At 64.1% G+C, this 18,148-nt stretch carries 17 protein-coding genes; 7 read left to right on the plus strand and 10 right to left on the minus strand.

What is annotated here, in order from left to right; genetic code table 11:
* Positions 1–93 precede the first annotated feature (93 nt).
* Genes Q8L25_RS28195 through Q8L25_RS28215 form a run of 5 tightly spaced genes read right to left on the minus strand, consistent with a single transcriptional unit; the run spans position 94 to position 5,679 of the window.
* Positions 94–1,134 carry an ATP-binding cassette domain-containing protein gene (locus Q8L25_RS28195; protein WP_308922530.1) on the minus strand — a complete coding sequence of 347 codons (1,041 nt, stop codon included), beginning with the start codon at positions 1,132–1,134 and terminating at the stop codon, positions 94–96.
* A gap of 1 nt (position 1,135) precedes the next feature.
* Positions 1,136–2,512 carry a GH1 family beta-glucosidase gene (locus Q8L25_RS28200; RefSeq protein ID WP_308922531.1) on the minus strand — a complete coding sequence of 459 codons (1,377 nt, stop codon included), beginning with the start codon at positions 2,510–2,512 and terminating at the stop codon, positions 1,136–1,138.
* 34 nt (positions 2,513–2,546) lie between these two features.
* A complete protein-coding gene (locus Q8L25_RS28205; RefSeq protein ID WP_308922532.1) occupies positions 2,547–3,392 on the minus strand; it encodes a carbohydrate ABC transporter permease in 846 nt (281 codons plus the stop codon).
* Positions 3,389–4,381 carry a sugar ABC transporter permease gene (locus Q8L25_RS28210; RefSeq protein WP_308922533.1) on the minus strand — a complete coding sequence of 331 codons (993 nt, stop codon included), beginning with the start codon at positions 4,379–4,381 and terminating at the stop codon, positions 3,389–3,391. Before Q8L25_RS28210 ends, Q8L25_RS28205 begins: the two co-directional genes overlap by 4 nt.
* An 8-nt stretch (positions 4,382–4,389) precedes the next feature.
* On the minus strand, positions 4,390–5,679 hold the full coding sequence (locus Q8L25_RS28215) for an extracellular solute-binding protein (RefSeq protein ID WP_308922534.1): 1,290 nt from the start codon (positions 5,677–5,679) through the stop codon (positions 4,390–4,392).
* A 398-nt stretch (positions 5,680–6,077) separates the two neighbouring features.
* Here Q8L25_RS28215 and Q8L25_RS28220 point away from each other — a divergent pair, with 398 nt between their 5' ends.
* Together Q8L25_RS28220 and sodB are read left to right on the plus strand one after the other, a co-directional pair.
* Entirely contained in the window at positions 6,078–7,097 is a 1,020-nt protein-coding gene (locus tag Q8L25_RS28220) for a substrate-binding domain-containing protein (protein ID WP_308922535.1), read from the plus strand.
* Positions 7,098–7,230: 133 nt separating this feature from the next.
* A complete protein-coding gene (gene sodB, locus Q8L25_RS28225; RefSeq protein WP_065306773.1) occupies positions 7,231–7,809 on the plus strand; it encodes a superoxide dismutase [Fe] in 579 nt (192 codons plus the stop codon).
* Between the two features lie 123 nt (positions 7,810–7,932).
* On the opposite strand, the gene Q8L25_RS28230 is transcribed toward sodB, so the two are convergent.
* The gene (locus Q8L25_RS28230; RefSeq protein WP_308922536.1) at positions 7,933–8,484 is read right to left on the minus strand and encodes a hypothetical protein; all 552 of its coding nucleotides are present in this window, start codon (positions 8,482–8,484) and stop codon (positions 7,933–7,935) included.
* Between the two features lie 93 nt (positions 8,485–8,577).
* Positions 8,578–8,868 carry a hypothetical protein gene (locus Q8L25_RS28235; RefSeq protein ID WP_308922537.1) on the minus strand — a complete coding sequence of 97 codons (291 nt, stop codon included), beginning with the start codon at positions 8,866–8,868 and terminating at the stop codon, positions 8,578–8,580.
* 180 nt (positions 8,869–9,048) lie between these two features.
* Between Q8L25_RS28235 and Q8L25_RS28240 the strand changes: the two genes are divergently transcribed.
* The gene (locus Q8L25_RS28240; protein ID WP_308922538.1) at positions 9,049–12,030 is read left to right on the plus strand and encodes a triple tyrosine motif-containing protein; all 2,982 of its coding nucleotides are present in this window, start codon (positions 9,049–9,051) and stop codon (positions 12,028–12,030) included.
* A gap of 102 nt (positions 12,031–12,132) precedes the next feature.
* Positions 12,133–12,507: a lysozyme inhibitor LprI family protein gene (locus tag Q8L25_RS28245; protein ID WP_308922539.1), complete on the plus strand. Its 375-nt coding sequence runs from the start codon at positions 12,133–12,135 to the stop codon at positions 12,505–12,507.
* A gap of 12 nt (positions 12,508–12,519) precedes the next feature.
* Here the strand turns inward: Q8L25_RS28245 and Q8L25_RS28250 are convergent, their stop codons facing one another.
* On the minus strand, positions 12,520–14,070 hold the full coding sequence (locus tag Q8L25_RS28250; protein WP_308922540.1) for a CHAD domain-containing protein: 1,551 nt from the start codon (positions 14,068–14,070) through the stop codon (positions 12,520–12,522).
* Positions 14,071–14,175: 105 nt separating this feature from the next.
* Here Q8L25_RS28250 and mgrA point away from each other — a divergent pair, with 105 nt between their 5' ends.
* Positions 14,176–15,216, plus strand: a complete 1,041-nt coding sequence (gene mgrA, locus Q8L25_RS28255) for an L-glyceraldehyde 3-phosphate reductase (protein ID WP_308922541.1) — start codon at positions 14,176–14,178, stop codon at positions 15,214–15,216.
* A 56-nt stretch (positions 15,217–15,272) separates the two neighbouring features.
* Here mgrA and Q8L25_RS28260 read toward each other — a convergent pair whose 3' ends face one another.
* Both Q8L25_RS28260 and Q8L25_RS28265 read right to left on the minus strand, forming a co-directional pair.
* The gene (locus Q8L25_RS28260) at positions 15,273–15,584 is read right to left on the minus strand and encodes a hypothetical protein (protein WP_308922542.1); all 312 of its coding nucleotides are present in this window, start codon (positions 15,582–15,584) and stop codon (positions 15,273–15,275) included.
* A gap of 85 nt (positions 15,585–15,669) precedes the next feature.
* Complete coding sequence (locus Q8L25_RS28265; protein WP_308922543.1) at positions 15,670–15,987, minus strand: hypothetical protein; 318 nt, start codon at positions 15,985–15,987, stop codon at positions 15,670–15,672.
* A gap of 253 nt (positions 15,988–16,240) precedes the next feature.
* On the opposite strand from Q8L25_RS28265, the gene Q8L25_RS28270 reads away from it, so the two are divergent.
* Together Q8L25_RS28270 and Q8L25_RS28275 are read left to right on the plus strand one after the other, a co-directional pair.
* On the plus strand, positions 16,241–16,552 hold the full coding sequence (locus tag Q8L25_RS28270; RefSeq protein ID WP_308922544.1) for a DUF4148 domain-containing protein: 312 nt from the start codon (positions 16,241–16,243) through the stop codon (positions 16,550–16,552).
* A gap of 124 nt (positions 16,553–16,676) precedes the next feature.
* Positions 16,677–18,086, plus strand: a complete 1,410-nt coding sequence (locus Q8L25_RS28275) for an efflux transporter outer membrane subunit (RefSeq protein WP_308922545.1) — start codon at positions 16,677–16,679, stop codon at positions 18,084–18,086.
* Positions 18,087–18,148 lie beyond the last annotated feature (62 nt).

The following is an 18,148-nucleotide window of genomic DNA, read 5'->3' on the forward strand; positions in this document are numbered from 1 at the left end:
GCCACTGGTTGGATAATGATGGCATGGCTCTGCGGCCATTGCCTTTCTTTTCAAAGCCGCTACTCAGCTTGAATTCATGACGCCTCCATCGCTTCAGTGCCGGGCCACGGCACGGCCGCCGGCATCGAACAGAAAGGCGTGACCCTCTTCCGGCGCAAAGCCGATGCTGCTGCCGGGCGCCAGCGCATGCCGCGTCTCGCCATGCAGCTTGATGGCCAGCGCATGCCCGGTGCCCTCGACCCTGGCGTGGACGATCTGGGCGTCGCCCAGCTGCTCGATCAGGGTGACGGTGGCGCCATAGCCTTCGCCGCGTGCAAGCAGGCGCAGATGCTCGGGGCGGATGCCGACCAGCATTCCAGCCTCGCCTCCCAGCTGCGCAGCAAGGGCCGGCAGGGTCGCACACGGCAGGAAGTTCATGCGCAGCGCGCCGATAAAGCCGGCCACGAACTGGCTGGCCGGCTGGCGGTACAGTTCCAGGGGCGCACCCACCTGCTCCAGGTGGCCGCCATGGAATACGGCCACCCGGTCGCCCAGGGTCATCGCCTCGACCTGGTCATGGGTGACATAGATCATCGTCGTGCCCAGTTCCTGGTGCAGCTTGGCCAGCTCGATGCGGGTCTGCACGCGCAAAGACGCATCGAGGTTGGACAGCGGTTCGTCGAACAGGAATACCTTGGGCTGGCGCACGATGGAGCGGCCGATCGCCACGCGCTGGCGCTCGCCGCCCGACAGGGCCTTCGGTTTGCGCTCGAGCAGATGCGTAATCTGCAGGATCTCCGCCACCTTGCCGACGGCGGCGCGCACTTCGCCGTCCGGCTTGCCGGCCAGTTTCAGGGCAAAACCCATGTTCTCGCGCGCCGTCATGTGCGGGTACAGCGCATAGCTCTGGAACACCATGGCGATGCCGCGTTCGGCCGGCGGCACGTCGTTGGCCAGCATGTCGCCGATGCGCAGCTGGCCCGCGCTGATGTCTTCCAGGCCCGCGATCATGCGCAGCAGGGTCGACTTGCCGCAGCCGGACGGCCCCACGAAGACCATGAATTCGCCGTCGTGGATATCGAGGTCGAGGCCCTTGACGATTTCCGGGCCGTCGCCATACGTCTTGCGGATGCCGCGCAGCGAGATGGCGGCCATCTCAGCGCCCTCCTGCCGTCGCCAGCTGCGGCGCATCGGCATGCAGCGCGCGCTGGGCGGCGATAAAGTCGCGGTACCACAGGGCGCTGTCCTTCAGGCTGCGCTGCTGGGTGGCGTAATCGACATACACCATGCCGAAGCGCTTGGCATAGCCCGAATTCCACTCGAAATTGTCCATCAGGCTCCAGTAAAAATAGCCGCGCACGTCGATGCCCTGGGCGATCACGGCGCGCAAGGCGTCCAGATGCAGCTGCACATACTCGATGCGCGGCTGGTCGTGGACCTTGCCGCCATCGAGCCTGTCAGCGACCGCCATGCCGTTCTCGGTGATATACACGGGCGGCAGCGGATATTCGCGGTGCAGGCCCACCAGCAGTTCCGTCAGCCCCTGCGGATAGGTTTCCCAGCCCATGTCGTTCACGCCCAGTTTGCATTCGGGCTTGCGCGGTGGCGTCTCGCCGCTGACAAAGGCGCGCGTGTAATAGTTCACGCCGAGGAAATCGATGGGCTGCCTGATCTCTGTGAAATCGTTTTCAAGAATGATTAAAGCTGAAGCGTCGGCATGTTTCAGGGCCAGCGCCGGATAGCGGCCCTTGAAGATGGCGTCCATATACCACTGCACCGAGCGCGCATATTCGAGTTCGGCCAGCTCCTTGTCACGGGCGCTGTCGGTGGCCGGCGTGGCCGTCCACTGATTGAGCACGATGCCGAGTTTTGCCGACGGCGCCACGGCGCGCATGGCCTGCATCGCCAGGCCGTGCGACAGCAGCAGATGGTGCGACACCTGCACCGCGGCGGCCGGATCGGCCATGCCGGGCGCGAACTGGCCCGTGCCGTGACCCAGCACCGCCGTGCACCATGGCTCGTTATGGGTGGCGATGCTGGCCACGCGGTGGCCGAAGCGGCGCGCCACTTCGGCGGCGTAGGCGGCAAAGTGATAGCAGGTGGCGCGATCGAGCCAGCCGCCTTCGTCCTGCAAGGCTTGCGGCAGGTCCCAGTGGTACAGGGTCAGGTGCGCGTCCAGCCCCTTGGTAGCCAGCGCGTCGAGCAGGCGTGCATAAAAATCGAAGCCGGCCTCGTTCCAGGCGCCCGAACCGGTGGGCTGCACGCGCGACCAGGACATCGAAAAGCGGTAGGCATTGACGCCCAGGTTGGCGATCAGTTCGACGTCGTCGGCATAGCGGTGGTAGTGGTCGCAGGCCACGTCGCCATTGCTGCCGTCGGTGACCTTGCCCTCGGTGTGGCTGAAGGTGTCCCAGATCGACGGCCCGCGGCCATCGATGGCGGCCGCGCCTTCGATCTGGTAGGCGCTGGTGGCCACGCCCCAGGTAAAGGTGGCCGGGAAGTTGGTATCTAAGTCGTCGTTATGCATGGTCATGTATGTTGGTGAAAAAGGTTAATAAAACAAAGGTTCAACCCTTGACGGCGCCCTGGGTCAGTCCTTCAATCAAACGTTTTGAAGCGACAAAGAACATCAGCAGCAGCGGCAGCACGGCGATCGCCGCGCCCGTCATCAGGGCGCCCCACTCCGTGTTGTTCGGCGCCTGCATGCTGCGCAGCGCCAGCGGGATCGTGTAGTTCTCGACCGAGCGCATGACCACCAGCGGCGTGATGAAGTTGTTCCAGGAATTGATAAAGGTAATCAATCCCAGGGTGCCCATGGCCGGCCCGATCAGCGGCAGCACCACGCGCCAGTAGATGGCGAACTCGCCGCAGCCGTCGATGCGCGCCGCCTCGATCAGGTCCTTCGGGATCGCCGTGCCGATATACTGGCGCATCAGGAATATCCCCAGCGCGCCGGCCGCACCCGGCACATACAGGGCGCGCGGCTGGTCCAGCCAGCCGAGGAAATCCATCAGCATGAAGGTCGGGATCATGTTCATGAAGGACGGGATGATCATCGACGCCATCACCAGCGTGAACAGCGGGCGCTTGAAGCGGAACTCGTACATGGCAAACGCATAGCCGCCCAGCGAACAGAAAAACAGCGTCAGCGCGGTCGTCATCAGCGCCACGTACAGGCTGATGCCGATATTGCGCCAGAACGGCAGGCGCTCCTGCAGCAGTTCCAGGTTGTTCAGCAGCGCCGTGCCGAACCAGCGCGGCGGCGGCAGGCTGTAGATCTCGGCGCTGGTATGCGTGGCGAACACGAACATGAAGTAGAACGGCGCGACCATGATCAGGGCGCCGATCGCCACCATGGCATAGGCCGACCAGCGCGCGCCTGCTGCCGTCGCGGAAGTACTGTTTGCGCTCATCGGTTTGCCTCTTTACGTTCATTGCGGCTGAAGATGCGGTTGTTGACCCAGGTGGTGCTGGCGATAATCAGGAACAGCAGCCAGGAAATCGCCGACGCGGTGCCGAAGTCGCCCGAGGAAAACGCCGTCTTGTAGACAAAAATGGCGGTCGTCATTACCGACTGGCTAACGCCACTCGATTCGGCCACCAGCACGAACGGTTCCTCGAACAGCTGCAGGTTGCCCATGATGGTCAGGGTCACGGCCAGGTAGATCATCGGTTTCAACTGTGGCAAGGTGATGTACCAGAACTGCTGGCGTTTCGAGGCGCCGTCAATCGTCGCCGCCTCGTACAGGTCCTTCGGGATCACCTGCAGCGCCGACAGATACAGCACCAGGTTCCAGCCCAGATAGCGCCAGAAAATCACGAAGGCGACGGCCGGCTTGATAAACAGCGAGCTGCCCAGCCAGTCGATCGATTCGGCAGGGAACAAACCACCGACCAGCGGCAGGCTGGCGCACCATTGAATCAGCACATTGATCTGACCGTAGTCGCGCGAGAACAGGGTATTGAACACCATGGCAATGGCCACGCTGGAGGTAATGAATGGTAAAAAGTAAATCCCGATCACCAGGTTGCGCGAGCGCTTGAAGCTGTTATGGATGAAGGCCGCCAGCGGAATGGCCACCAGGTGCTGCGGCACGCCCGAGGCCAGCGCCAGCCACACGGTATTGCCCAGCGAGCGCAGGAACCACGGATCGCTCAGCGCATATTTGTAGTTGTCCAGGCCCACCCATTCCATCGCCTCGACACCGCTGGCTGCCTCCCACTGGTTGAACGACAGGTAGATGGAAAACAGCAGCGGAAACAGGCTGAAGACGGCGAACAGGATGAAGAAGGGGCTGATGAACACATACGGCGCCCACTTTTTCATGTTGAAGCGTTTGCGCTGCGGCCGTGCCGCCGGTGCGCTCTGCGCCGGCATGGCCGAGGAAGTCGGGAGATTCATGACGGCTCCTAGCGGCGCGCGCGGTGCGTGATCAGGGCCTTGGCATCGGCCAGCGCGGTCTTGATATCCTTGTTCTGCGCCAGCACGCTTTCCAGCTCCATGTTGACGATATCGCGCGCCACGGCGTCGAACTTGTCGACCCGGATCACGGGAATTTTCGCCGCCGTCTCGCGCGCCAGCAGCCGCGTTTTCTGGCCGCCGAAGTAGGCTTGCGGTTCGTCCATCATCGGGTCCGCATAGGCCGCCTTCAGGGCGGGAAACGCGCCGATCTCTTTCAGGGAATGCAGCTGGATATCCTTGTTGACGGTCATGAACTTGATGAACTCCCAGGCCTGGGTCTTGTTCGCGGCTTTTTTCGGGATGCCGTAGAACGAGCCGCCATAGGACGCCAGCGCACCGGCCGGCAAATTCGCCGCGCGCCACTGCCCTTTCGAATCGGGCGCCAGCCACTTGGCCAGGTGGCCGCTGAGCCAGGAACCCATCATCTGGCTGGCCACCTTGTCGCGCTTGAAACCTTCGGCCCACTCGCCGGTCCAGGCCACGGTGCGCGCGTCGATGCCGGCCACCCGCGCCGCCTTCGCCAGTTCGAACGCTTTCACGAAGCGGGGCGAGTCGACCAGCACCTGGCCCTTGTCGCCAAAATAAATCCCTTCGCCGTCTTTCAGGTTGGCGCGGATAACGATGTCCGCCAGGTCGCTGGCGCCGGCCAGCAGATAGGTGCCGGTGGCGGCCTTGAGTTTTTTTCCTGCCGCGATGTACGACTCCCACGATTGCGTCAGGTCGGCTTCCTTGATGCCGGCCTTGTCCATCAGGTCCTTGCGGTAGAACAAGGTGCCCGGTCCCAGGTCGGCCGGCATGGCGCCCAGGGTACCGCGCGAACTGGTCGCCTGCACGAAGGTGAACGGCACGAACTGGGCGCGGTACTGGCCTGCCCCGTACGGTGGCTGCAACAGGTCTTCCATGCCTTTCGATTCGGCGAAGCTGCCCACGTAGCGAAAGTCGATCGCCATCACGTCGGGCAGGCGCGCGCCGGCCGCCAGCGCCGTCGTCATCGAATTGTGGTGGTCGTCGATCTGCAGGCTGACCAGTTTTACTTTTACCTGCGGGTACAGCTTTTCCCACAGCGGCAAGGCGGTTTTCACGGCCCGGTCCAGGTCGGGAAACGAGGCGACGGTGATGGTGGCGGGTGCGAGCGCGGGCGCCAGCGCAGGGACAGCAGCCGCCGGCGTTGCCGCGATGGCGCACGTGGCCGACAGTGACGCGGCCAGCACGGCCACGCCAAGGGTGATTGACTTCATTATTTCGTCTCCGTTTATTGAGCGTCTTCTATCTTGAAAACGTTTTCACAACATGCATCCATTTAACACCGCAAAGAAAATGAAGTCAACCGAAAAAGTTGTCAATTATTTCAAGGCGCACGATTTACATGCTGCCGACAGGTCGCCTTTCCCTATGAAAGACTGCTAAAACAGCGTTTTAAATTCTGTGGTTTTTTATGAAAACGTTTTCAAAAAAATGAGAGCGCAGGTCGGATTAGCGCGCAAGCGCGTAATCCGACAACATTGTTGACGCATTTGTCGGGTTACGCCCTCTGGGCTAACCCGACCTACGGTCAGACGGCCGTTTATGGTAACCTTTCGTTGAAAAGGTTTTCAAACATTGGAAATCCGCCGTTTTTTTCACTTCAGGAACGACCTTGAACGACACCCACCACGCCGCCCCTCCCTCCACCCTGCTCGACGTGGCGCGCCAGGCCGGCGTGTCGCCCAGCACCGTCTCGCGCATCCTGAACGGCACGGCCAGGGTCTCGGACGACAAGCGCGACGCGGTGCTGGCGGCGATCGCGCACATGAAGTTCGCCCCCAACCAGATGGCGCAGGGCCTGAAAAAGGGCCGTTCGATGACGATCGGCATCGTGGTGCAGGATATCTCGAGCCCGTTCTTCGACGAGAGCCTGCGCGGCGTCGACGATGGCCTGAAAGGCACCGGCTACGCCTCGGTGATCGTCAGCGGCCACTGGAATGCACAGGAAGAGGCGGACCGCATCCGCCTGCTGCTGGCAAGGAAGGTTGACGGCATCATCCTGTTGTCGGGCCGTATCTCGGACCAGAGCGTGCTCGATTTTGCCCAGCAGCGCCCGATCGTTTCGACCGGCCGCCAGATCGCCACGCACAATGCGATCGGCTTCAAGCTCGACAACGAATACGGCGCCTGGCTGGCGGTGCGCCACCTGATCGAACTGGGCCACCGCCGCATCGCCTTTGTGTCGGGCCCGGCCAACAACAGCGACGCCGCCGAACGCCTGACCGGCTACACCAGGGCGTTGCGCGAAGCCGATATCGCACTCGACCCGAAACTGATGGCCGAAGGCGATTTCCACGAAGCGAGCGGCATGCTGGCGGTGAACCACCTGTTCGACACGCAGCAGCAATTCACGGCCGTCTTCGCCGCCAACGACCTGTCCGCCTATGGCGTGCGCCTGTGCCTGTACCGCAAGGGCATCCGCGTGCCCGACGATATCTCGCTGGTCGGTTTCGATGACCTGCCGGGATCGTCGTACACCACGCCGCCTTTGACCACCATCCGCCAGCCGCTGTACGACATCGGCCGCATCGCCACCGAGTCGCTGCTGGGCCTGATCAACGGCGAAGCCGTGCGGGCAACCCTTCCGCCGCTCGAACTGGTGGTGCGCGAAACCACGCGCCGGGTGCGCTGACACACGTTTACCACATCGCCGGCAGCAGCAAAGGCGCATCCGCTTTACAATAGTGGTTCGTTCAGCAAGAATAACCGGCTCGACTGTCCGGCTCCGGCCGGATACCCCGAACAACCACCATAAAGGACATCACATGGAACATACCCTGCCACCACTGCCGTACGCAATGGACGCCCTGGCGCCGCACATTTCGAAAGAAACGCTGGAATACCACTATGCCAAGCACCACCAGGCGTATGTCACCAACTTGAACAACCTGATCAAGGGTACCGAGTTCGAGAACCTGTCGCTGGAAGAGATCATCAAGAAATCGTCGGGCGGCATCTTCAACAATGCGGCGCAAGTATGGAACCACACGTTCTACTGGAACGGCATGAAGCCGGCCGGCGGCGGCGCACCTACCGGTGCCGTGGCTGACGCGATCAACGCAAAATGGTCGTCGTTCGACAAATTCAAGGAAGAATTCACCAAGTCCTGCGTCGGCAACTTCGGTTCCGGCTGGACCTGGCTGGTGCAAAAAGCCGACGGCTCGGTCGACATCGTCAACACCTCGAACGCCGGCTGCCCATTGACCACCGGCGACAAGCCACTGCTGACCTGCGACGTGTGGGAACATGCCTACTATATCGACTACCGCAACCTGCGCGCCAAATACGTGGAAACGTTCTGGGGCCTGGTCAACTGGGAATTCGTTGCCGGCAACTTCGCGTAAGCGAGCGTTCCTGTCAACGTAAAACGACGCTTGACCCAGTAAGCTGACACGAAGCCGCAGAGAGATTGTCTGCGATTTCCAAAAAAAGAAGTCTTTGCCCCGGCACTGGCTTCTTTTTTTATTTCAGCCCGGCTTGTTGAACTCTGCCCGCACGCCGCTTTCTCCAAGACGCGCAAAACTGTCTTCGTAGTAGGATTTCCCCCAGTCGATAAACGCTTCCGCGTCCATCTGCACCATGCCCAGCAGCCAGGATGAGCCATCGTCGATGTCTTCAGGGATAACCGCATTGCCGGCCTGCCACGACAGCCCGTCCACGCTCCAGCAGCAGAATGTGACGTGCTCGTGTTCGACCGCTTCGTCCTGCAGCCAGCGCCACAGCTCTGGCGGCAGGCCATCGTAGATTCCGGGCCAGATGCCGTACTCTTCGCGGGCATGGGGGCTGACCGCCGATTCGTGATCAAAGCCCTTGAGCACGACTTTTCCATCCGCGCCAAAGAAGCCGACGACGTGATCGCCAGCGCCATTGTCATATCTGGCCATCGCCACGCCGTGGGCCCAGTCCGGTTCATGCCAGAACGCCCGCAGCCAGTCTTCCGACGTGACGGCCGCGTCGCAGCGGGCCGCGCATTGCCACGCACGCTGGAGTCGGGATGGCGATAGTGTTGGCAGTTTCATTGATTGAGCATCCTTGAAAGTTACAGACAAATACGCGCCAGGCAGGCCGGCACCCGGATCAGCGAAACTGGCCGGCGCGGTAGCCCATCGGCGTCAGGAAGGCTTGCGCAGCAGCTTGTCGATCAACTGCAGCATGCCGTAAAACAGCGCCGCATAGACAGCGGCGGCTATGCCCCAGACGATCAAGGCCGTCAGGAGATCGACCCAGATCCAGGTGACGATAAACAAAATGGGACTGGTCAGTAGCGTCATGTAGCCGCTGGCAAACAGGAAAATACCGTTCGCGCCCTGAAAGCCGTTGCGCGCCCCGCTCACCTCCATATAGCTGACAAGCAAAAGAAGGCCAACGACTACGCAAGCCCAGATGGTCCAGAACAGCGGCATGTTTCTTCCTTGTATGGTTGGCCGGGCGCACACATCGGGCACCTTGTCATCCATACATGATATTGCGATATATCAATGCGGACAAGCCCCTGCCCGCTTCCTGTTCCACCTGACCGCCACCTTGTTACTCGTCTATAATCATTTTCCAGCCCAACCGCTTTCCACTCCTGCGTCCACTCCATGCTTTTTCGCTTGCCGCGCCGCCTGCTCGCCGTTTCCCTGGCGGCGCTCCATCTGTCCTGCGTGGCGGCCGCGCCGGCGCCTGCGCCGCTGCTGTCCGACTACAGCCATAGCGCCTGGGGCGCGGTGCAGGGTGCGCCGGTCGATGTGCTGAAATTTGCGCAGGGCCAGGACGGCTGGCTGTGGATCGCCACCGCGACCGGCTTGTACCGCTACGATGGCGTGCATTTCGAACGCAGCGACAGCGTCTACGGCCACCGCCTGCCCTCGTCGAATGTGCTGGGCCTGGCGGCAACGCCTGATGGCGCGATCTGGGTCGGCTACCGCCTGGGCGGCTTGACGGTGTTTCGGGAGAAAGGCGCGCGCACCTACGGCGAGGCCGACGGCTTGCCGACGGGCGCCGTGTTCCATATCGAGCAGGCGCCCGATGGCGCCATCTGGGTCGGCACGCGCGATGGCGCGGCGCGGCTGGCGCCGGGGGCGCAGCGCTTCGAGGCGCAAGGCGAGAACGTGGGGCTGCCGACGCGGCGCGTGTACCAGGTGCTGTTCGGCCGCGACGGCACGCAGTGGATGGGCACCATGCATGGCGTGTTTTTCCGCCAGCCGGGCCAGGCGCGCTTTTCCCACGCCTGGCCGCGCACCATGCTCACCAGCATGGGCGAAGCGCCCGATGGCGCGATCTGGGCGGTCGACAACCAGAACCGGTATTTCCGCGTGCGCACCACCGAACCGCCAGGCAAGGGGCCGCTCAAGCCCGACGCCCTCGGCAACGGCATCCGTTTCGACCGCGCCGGCACCATGTGGCTGTTCAACCCGGACGGCATCGAGCGCAAGTTCGTGCCTGGCGGCCCCAGCCTGCCGGCGCAGCGCCTGACGCGGCAGAACGGCATCAGCGGCCCGCTGCCGCAATCGAGCTTCCAGGACCGCGAAGGCAATCTGTGGTTCGGCACCTCGGCCGGGCTGGACCGTTTGCGGCCGAACCGCCTGAAGACCTTGCCGGTCGACGTGCCGTTCGACCATCCCGGCATGCTGCCGGGGCCGAACGGCGATGTCTGGATCGGCGACTATGTGGGCGACATCCGCAGCTTTACGGCCGATGGCGTCAAAAAAGTCGAGTTGAAGGGGCAACTGGCGGCCAGCCACTGGGCGCCCGATGGCACTTTATGGCTGGGCAATGAGCTGGGCCTGCATCACCGCGCCGTGAATGGCGCTTTCACGCCGGTGGCGCTGCCGCCGGGTGTCGCCGGCCTCGACCCGCAGGCGCTGCAGCAGGACCGCGCGGGCAACTTGTGGGCCTCGTTCTCGGGCGGCGGGCTGTTTCGCCGCACCAGCGGCACATGGATCAAGGATGGCGGCCTGTCCGGCCTGCCCGCGGCGCTGGCCACGGCCATGGCAATGGACGGGCAAGGCACGGTCTGGCTGGGCCACGCCGACAACAGCATCAGCCTGGTCGGCGACGGCCAGCATGCGGGCGCCGTCAGGCGCCTCGGTGAAGCCGACGGCTTGCAAGTGGGCACGGTGCTGCAGCTGTACCGCGATGGCGACGCCATGTGGGCCGGCGGCGAGCATGGCGTGGCGCTGTACCGCGGCGGCCGTTTCCATGCGCTGCGCGGCGCGCATGGCGAACCGTTTCGCGGCGTGTCGGGCATGGTGCGCCTGCCTGGCGGCGACCTGTGGCTGCATGGCGCGGACGGCATCGACCATATCGGCGCCGCCAGCCTGACCGCCTGGATCAAGGACGGCACGGCGGTCGAGGCCGAACGCTTCAACGCGCTCGACGGCCTGCAGGGCCATGCCGCGCAACTGCGCCCGGTGCCCACGCTGATCCGCGCGCCCGACGGCAAGCTGTGGTTCTCCACCGCCGCCACCATCGCCATCCTCGACCCGGCGCAGATCCGCCGCAACCCCCTGCCGCCGCCGGTGCAGATCGTTACCGTGCAGGCCGACGGCGCGCCCTACCGGCCCGATGCAGGCAAGCCCTTGCACCTGCCGCAGGGCAGCAAGAACCTGCAGATCGGCTTTACGGCCTTGAGCCTGTCCATGCCCGAGCGCGTGCGTTTGCGCTACCGCTTGACCGGCGTGGACGCCGGCTGGCAGGAGCCAATCGGCCGGCGCGAAGCGTATTACACCAACCTGGCGCCGGGCAGCTACCGCTTCGAGGTGACGGCGGCCAACGAAGATGGCGTCTGGAACACGCAAGCGGCAACGCTCGATATCGTGATCGCGCCCACCTTTGTGCAGACGCCGTGGTTCAAGGTGCTGCTGGCGCTGGGCGGCGCGCTGCTGCTGTATGGCCTGTATGTGCTGCGCATCCGCCGCCTGAAACGCGGCATGCACGAACGGCTGCAGGAGCGCTTGCAGGAACGCCTGGCCGAACGCTCGCGCATCGCCCGCTCGCTGCACGACACCCTGCTGCAAAGCGTGCAGGGCCTGATCCTGTCGTTCCATGCGCACGCGCACATGCTGCCGCAGGGCACGCGCGAACGGGCGCGCCTGGACGGCACCCTGAACCTGGCCGACCAGCTGCTGATCGAGGGGCGCGACCAGATCATGGACTTGCGCGCCGTGGCGCCGCCCGACGAACTGCCGCTGGCGCTGCAGGAATTCGGCAAGGGGCTGGCCCAGCACCGCGCGCACGCATTCACGGTGCGCGTGAGCGGTGTTTGCCGGCGCTTGCTTCCCTGCGTGCACGATGAAATCTATGCGATCGCGCGCGAAGCGCTGTTCAACGCCTCGCGCTATGCCGAAGCGGCGCATATCGTGCTGGAGCTCGATTATGCCGAGCAGGCGTTCACCTTGCGCGTGCGCGACGATGGCTGCGGCCTCGATGACGCCGTGGCGCAGGCGGGACGGCCCGGCCACTGGGGCCTGGTCGGCATGCGCGAGCGCGCCGCCAGCATCGGCGCCACCCTGAACCTCGGCAGCCGGCCCGGCGCCGGCACCGAGATCGAAGTGATCGTGCCGGGCCAGCTGGCCTATTGAAGCCTGCGCGCAAGCGTGCACGGCGGAAACGAAGCATGTTGTAGGATACGCAAGAGCCAGCTTTGCTCGCCGCCACCGTCCCTCACCTTGTGAAAGAACGCCATGAAAAAATTCATGCTCGCCTTGCTGCTGTGTGCTTCCGGCTCCGCCTTCGCCAACTCCGCCTGCGATACGCCGCGCAACGATTTCGACGGCCTGTATTGCCTGAACAAGGTGTACCAGGAAGCGGACAAGGAGCTGAACGCCAACTACAAGAAACTGGCCGCGAAACTCGACGCCAACGGCAAGCAGACCCTGAAGTCGGGCCAGCTGTCGTGGATCAACGAGCGCAACCAGAGCTGCTCGAAAAAGGACGGCACGGGTTTCTATGTGAACCTCGATTGCGCCACCAATACCACCATCCAGCGCGCGCAATTCCTGCAGGACCGCTTCCGCGAGTGTTCGAGCTCGGGCTGCCAGAACAGCAAGCTGCAGTAATCCCGCTCCAGTTCAACCTGGCAGGCGCGCCGCCTTGAAGCGCCGCCAGGCCTGCCGCATGCCGCGCGCATCGGCCAGTCGTTCGTGGGCGCGCGCCGCCAGGTAGCCGCGCACGAACGACGCTGGCGCCTGCAGCGTCGACTGCTCTTCGGCCAATTGCCGCAGCAAGCCGTCGGCCACCTGCAAGTCATTCAAGCCACCCAGCACATCCTGCAAGCCCGACAATGGTTTGACATACGCACGCACCTTGCCGTCGCTGAACAACGAGGCAAAGAACTCGGCCGCGTAGCGCGTCTTCTTGGCGGCGATCCTGATCTGATGGCGTTCATCGGGCGTGCCGCTGAGCAGCAGCTTGCCGCGCTTGCGCAGGCGGCGCTGGCGCTGGCGCAAGGCCTGTTTTGCAAAGCGCGGCAAGGGTTGCTCCAGTGCCCGGCGCTGACGCGGCGTGCTGCCCTCGCGCCAGCCACACGTGAGCAGCCAGCGCTGCAGGCCCAGCATCAGCCGCGTGTAGCGCACATCGGCCAGCGCTTCGGCCGCCTGCGCGTGGGCGGCGCGGGCTTCCTCGCGCGCGGCCTCGCTCAAGGGCGCCAGGGTGTCGGCATCGACCTCGCCCTCGCAAGGCGCCAGGGTGTCCAGGACCAGCACATCCCAGTCGCGCGCGGCGCCCAGCTTGGCCACCAGCCAGTCCAGGTCGGCCTGCAGGTCTTCGGGCAAGGCCAGCAGTGGCTTGAACAGCGACAAGACCGAGCGCAGCCGGCGCAAGCCGACGCGCATCTGGTGCAGGCTTTCCACATCCTCGCTGCTTGCCACGCCGTCCTGGTTGGCGCTGACCTGTTCCAGGCAATTGGCGGCGATGGCCAGGAAACCCTGCTGCACCGACAGCTTGTCTTTCAATATCAAAGGCTGCGCCTTGACGGCTTTCACCGGCAAGCCGGCGGCGAGGCGATAGCCGCGTTCGGCCTTGCTGGCCTGGCCTATCCACAGCGGCACCTCTTGCAGCAGCGCCAGCGCGATGTCGAACAGGGCGGCCTGGCGGCCCGCCTTCAGTTCCAGTTCCACCTCGCTGACCGGCACGCTGCGCATGCTGTCTGCGCTGCCGTGTTCGATCACGCCCTGGTCCAGCACGCACTCGACCAGGTCGCCCTGCGGCGTGGCCAGTTGCCACACCGTGCGCTCGATGCGCGTGCCAAACACCGTTTGCAGATTGGCGCGGACGGCGTCCTGGCGCAGCAGCGCGCGCACCGGCTGCTTGCCTTTGATCAGCGCGTCGAGCGCGTCGAGGTCCGGCGCCGCTCCCGCCACTGCACTCTCCCATTCGTAACGGCTGTGCAGGCCGCCGCGCACGCTGCCGCCCGCCTTCAGGGTCTGCACCCAGGCGCCATCGATGTGGCGCACGCGCAGGCCGGCCTGATGGCGGCACAGCTGCAGGTCGGGCGTATCGACATACACGTCGTGCATGGCCAGCAGCACCGGTTCCTGGGTCGCATGGTGCGCCAGCAAGGGATGCTCGCGCAGCCGCGCGGCATGCTGCGGATCGAGCAGGAGTTTGAGTTCGACTTCCATGGCGTGCTCCGGGGACGGGAAAAGAATCATTGTAAGGCTGGCGACGCCTGCGCACGCTTGCCGGATTTGCGCGAGAATAAGCGCTTCACCACCAGAGGAGACACCATGACCTATCACGCCGCCGAGAACCGCTATGAACAGATGCAATATCGCACCTGCGGGCGCAGCGGACTGAAACTGCCGCTGCTGTCGCTGGGCCTGTGGCACAACTTCGGCGACAGCACCAGCCTGGCCGTGCAGCGCGACATGCTGCGCACGGCGTTTGACCTGGGCATTACCCATTTCGACCTGGCCAACAATTACGGCCCGCCGTATGGCAGCGCGGAAAGCAATTTCGGCAAGCTGCTGCGCGACGATTTTCTGCCGTACCGCGATGAGCTGATCATTTCCACCAAGGCCGGCTGGGACATGTGGCCCGGCCCGTATGGCCAGGGCGGCGGCTCGCGCAAATACGTGCTGGCCAGCCTGGACCAGAGCCTGAAGCGCCTGGGCCTGGACTATGTCGACATCTTTTATTCGCACCGCTACGACGCCGACACGCCGCTGGAAGAAACCATGGGCGCGCTGGCCACCGCCGTACAGCAGGGCAAGGCGCTGTATGTGGGCCTGTCCTCGTATTCGCCGCAGAAGACGGCCGAAGCGGCGGCCTTGCTGCGCGACTGGAAAGTACCGTGTTTGATCCACCAGCCGTCGTACAACATGCTCAACCGCTGGATCGAGGACGACGGCCTGCTCGACACGCTTGAACAGGAAGGCATGGGCTGCATCACCTTCACGGCGCTGGCGCAAGGCCTGCTGAGCGACAAATACCTGGACGGCGTGCCGCAGGATGCGCGCATCAACCGCCCCGGCGGCGGCTCGATGACCAAGGAACACCTGAGCGCGGAAAACCTGGCCAGGGTGCGCGGCCTGAACCAGATCGCCGCCGCACGCGGCCAGAGCCTGGCGCAGATGGCGCTGGCCTGGGTGCTGCGCGACCCGCGCGTGACCACCACCCTGATCGGCGCGAGCAGCAGCGCGCAGATCCGCGAAAACGTGGCGGCGCTGCAGCAGCTGGGCTTTACGGAAGAAGAGCTGCGCGCCATCGATGTGCAGGCGCGCGAGGGGCATATCAATCTGTGGGAGGGGCCGTCAAAGGCCAAATAAAGAAGTAACGCAGTAACGCAGTGAAAAAAATGGGCGCCGAATCGGCGCCCATTTTTTTACGATCCCAGATGCACCAGCGCATGGCCCACATGCTGCCACCAGTGCTCGCGCGACTTGATCTGCTTCAGGCAAGCCGTGTCGATTTCAGTCGGAAACACGCGGTCCTGGCAGGCTTTTGTCTGCAGGGCGTAGCGCTGGTTTTCCGCCGCCGCCAGGGCCAGCACCAGCCAGATGGCCAGCGCACATAGCAGGATCAGCAAGCTCCACGGCAAATGATTGGTGGTACTTTTTTCGCCAAAAAATTCGCGCGGCCGCGTCTCGCGGTACATCGACATCAAGTCTTTTTGTTTGTCTTGCGTCATTTGCATGTGCTTCCCTGGTGTGCTGTGCCGGCCGGCACCAGCCACCATTTTACGCTGCCCGCAGGGCGCCGCGCAAAATGGTCACACGGTGTCAGACAGGGTGGTCCAGCTCTTCGTCGCCTTCGACGTCGTCGATGGAGCGGCCGGGCACCATGCGCTCGATGTGATCGACATCGATATCGCCGCCGTCGGGCGCCGCGTTTTCAGGTTCCACGCCGGCCCGTTCGCCGGTGCCGGCGGCATCGCTGTCGCTGTCCAGGCTTTCCTGGTCCTGGCCCGGAATGCCCTGCACATCGCTGCCGCTGTCGGAATTGTCGCTGGGGCCCAGTGCGCCCTTGCCATGGCCCGTGCCAAGCACGCGGTCCGGCAGGCCGGGCAGGTTGTCTGGATCGAGGCTGCTTGCGCTCATGCTGTTCTCCTGTTAATAAAATATTACTGTACTCCGCCTGCGGCAACCATGTCGCACGGCTGCGGTGCACACTATTTGAAAATAATACTTCACAAATGTACTATTCATTGCTATAGTTCATTCAAGTAAGCACGCTTCTGATCCAGAAACATGTTTCATCGGCAGCAAGGCGCCACCCGCGCCCTGCCGCCGAACCGACCGGTACGTGGCGATCCGGCCCATCCACCCAGCCATGCCCAAACAGGAGTTCATCATGCAAGCCAAATCACTCGCAGCAGTATTGCTGGCCGTCGCCGCCTCGTCGGCTTTTGCCCAAAGCGCAGCGCCAGCCGCCAGCACCCAACTGACACGCGCCGACGTCACGGCCGAATATATCCGTGCTCGCAACGCCGGCGAAATCGCCACCAGCGAAGCCGACTATCCTAAAACCCCTGCCACCGCCGCCAGCACCGTGACGCGCGAACAGGTCATGAACGAGTTCTACGCCGCCCGCAAGGCTGGCCAGATCCCGCAGACGGAAGCCGATTTCGATATCGCGCAGACGCGTCACCATGTCGTCAAATAAAAACCAGTCAGCCGGTTTTTAGCACTACCCCGTTGCGGCGCAGCATGGCCAGGCCACTCCTGGCAAGCTCACCGCGGCGAGCTTTATTACATTGTTTACCGATTACTTTCCGTGGAGTTCCCGCATGTCATTGTCCCGCCGTCTGCTGGCCGCCAGCCTGGCCCTTGCCCTTGGCGCTTGCGCCGACATGGGCCATATCGCGCCGCAAGCGGTGCTGGCGGACGCGCACGTTCTCGATGGCGGCAGGACGAATGAGGCGGCCAGCGCCGCCATAGACTGGCCGCGCGCCGAATGGTGGCAAGCGCTGCGGGACCCGCAGCTGGACCGCCTGATGCAGCAGGCGCTGGCCGACAGCCCCACCCTGCGCGGCGCCCAGGCGCGCGTGCGCCAGGCCGAAGCGCTGGCCGGCGCGGCCGAGGACAAGACCCGGCCACAGGCGGACGCCAGCGTGTCGATCAACCGCGAACTGTATTCGCAGCATGGCAGTACGCCGGCCCCGCTGGCCGGCAACTATGCCTGGCGCAACCAGGCCACCGTCACCGCCTCCTATGACCTGGACCTGTGGGGCCGCAACCGCGCCGCGCTGGCCGCCGCCCTGGGCGACGTGCAACTGGCCTCGGCCGAATCGCAGATGGCCCGCCTCGCCCTGGAAACAGCCCTGGTGCGCACCTATATCCAGCTGTCGTACGAATTCACCTTGCAGGACGTGATACAAAACAGCCTGGCGCAGCGCGCGCGCATTCTCGACATTACCAAGCGCCGCCGCCAGGCCGGCATCGGCACCGAGATCGACGTGGCGCAGATCGAAACCACCCTGCCGGCCGGCCTGCGCCAGCTGGAGCAGGCCAATGAATCGCTGGCCCTGCTGCGCAACCAGCTGGCGGCGCTGTCGGGCAAGGGCCCGTCGGCCGGTAGCGCGCTCACGCGCCCGGTGCTGCGGCTGGATCACCCGCTGGCGATACCCGCGGCCCTGCCGGCCGACCTGATCGGCCGCCGTCCCGATATCGCCGCCCAGCGCTGGCGGGTGGAAGCGGCCGCCAAGCGCATCGACGCGGCCAAGGCCGAGTTTTATCCGAACGTCAACCTGGTGGCGTTTGCCGGTTTCCAGGCCTTCGGTTTCAGCCATTTCCTGGACGCCAATTCGCAGGTGCGCGGCGCCTCGCCGGCGCTGAGCCTGCCGATCTTTGCCGGCGCCCGTCTGCGCGCCCAGCTGGGCAGCCAGACGGCCGTGTATGACGGCGCCGTCGAGCAGTACAACGCCACCGTGATCAACGCCATGGCGGACGTCGCCAACGCCGTGACGAAAGCGCAGTCGCTGCAAAAGCAGCACGCCTTGACGCAGCAGGCGCTGGCCACGGCGCAGCGCGCGCGCGACCTGGCCGAACAGGCCTACAAGGCCGGCATGAGCGACGCCATCAACATGCTCAACACGCAAGTGGCGCTGCTGGCGGAACAACAGCAGCAGGCACAGAACGGCGCCAGCGAACTCGACCTCTATGTTTCCCTGATGAATGCACTCGGAGGCGGAATTTAGGCCAAAGGAGCGTGACTCAAAGATTCGCGTTGCCATAAGACTACAAGATACAATCAGCGCTT

It is taken from the genome of Janthinobacterium sp. J1-1 (assembly GCF_030944405.1).
GTDB lineage: Bacteria > Pseudomonadota > Gammaproteobacteria > Burkholderiales > Burkholderiaceae_D > Janthinobacterium.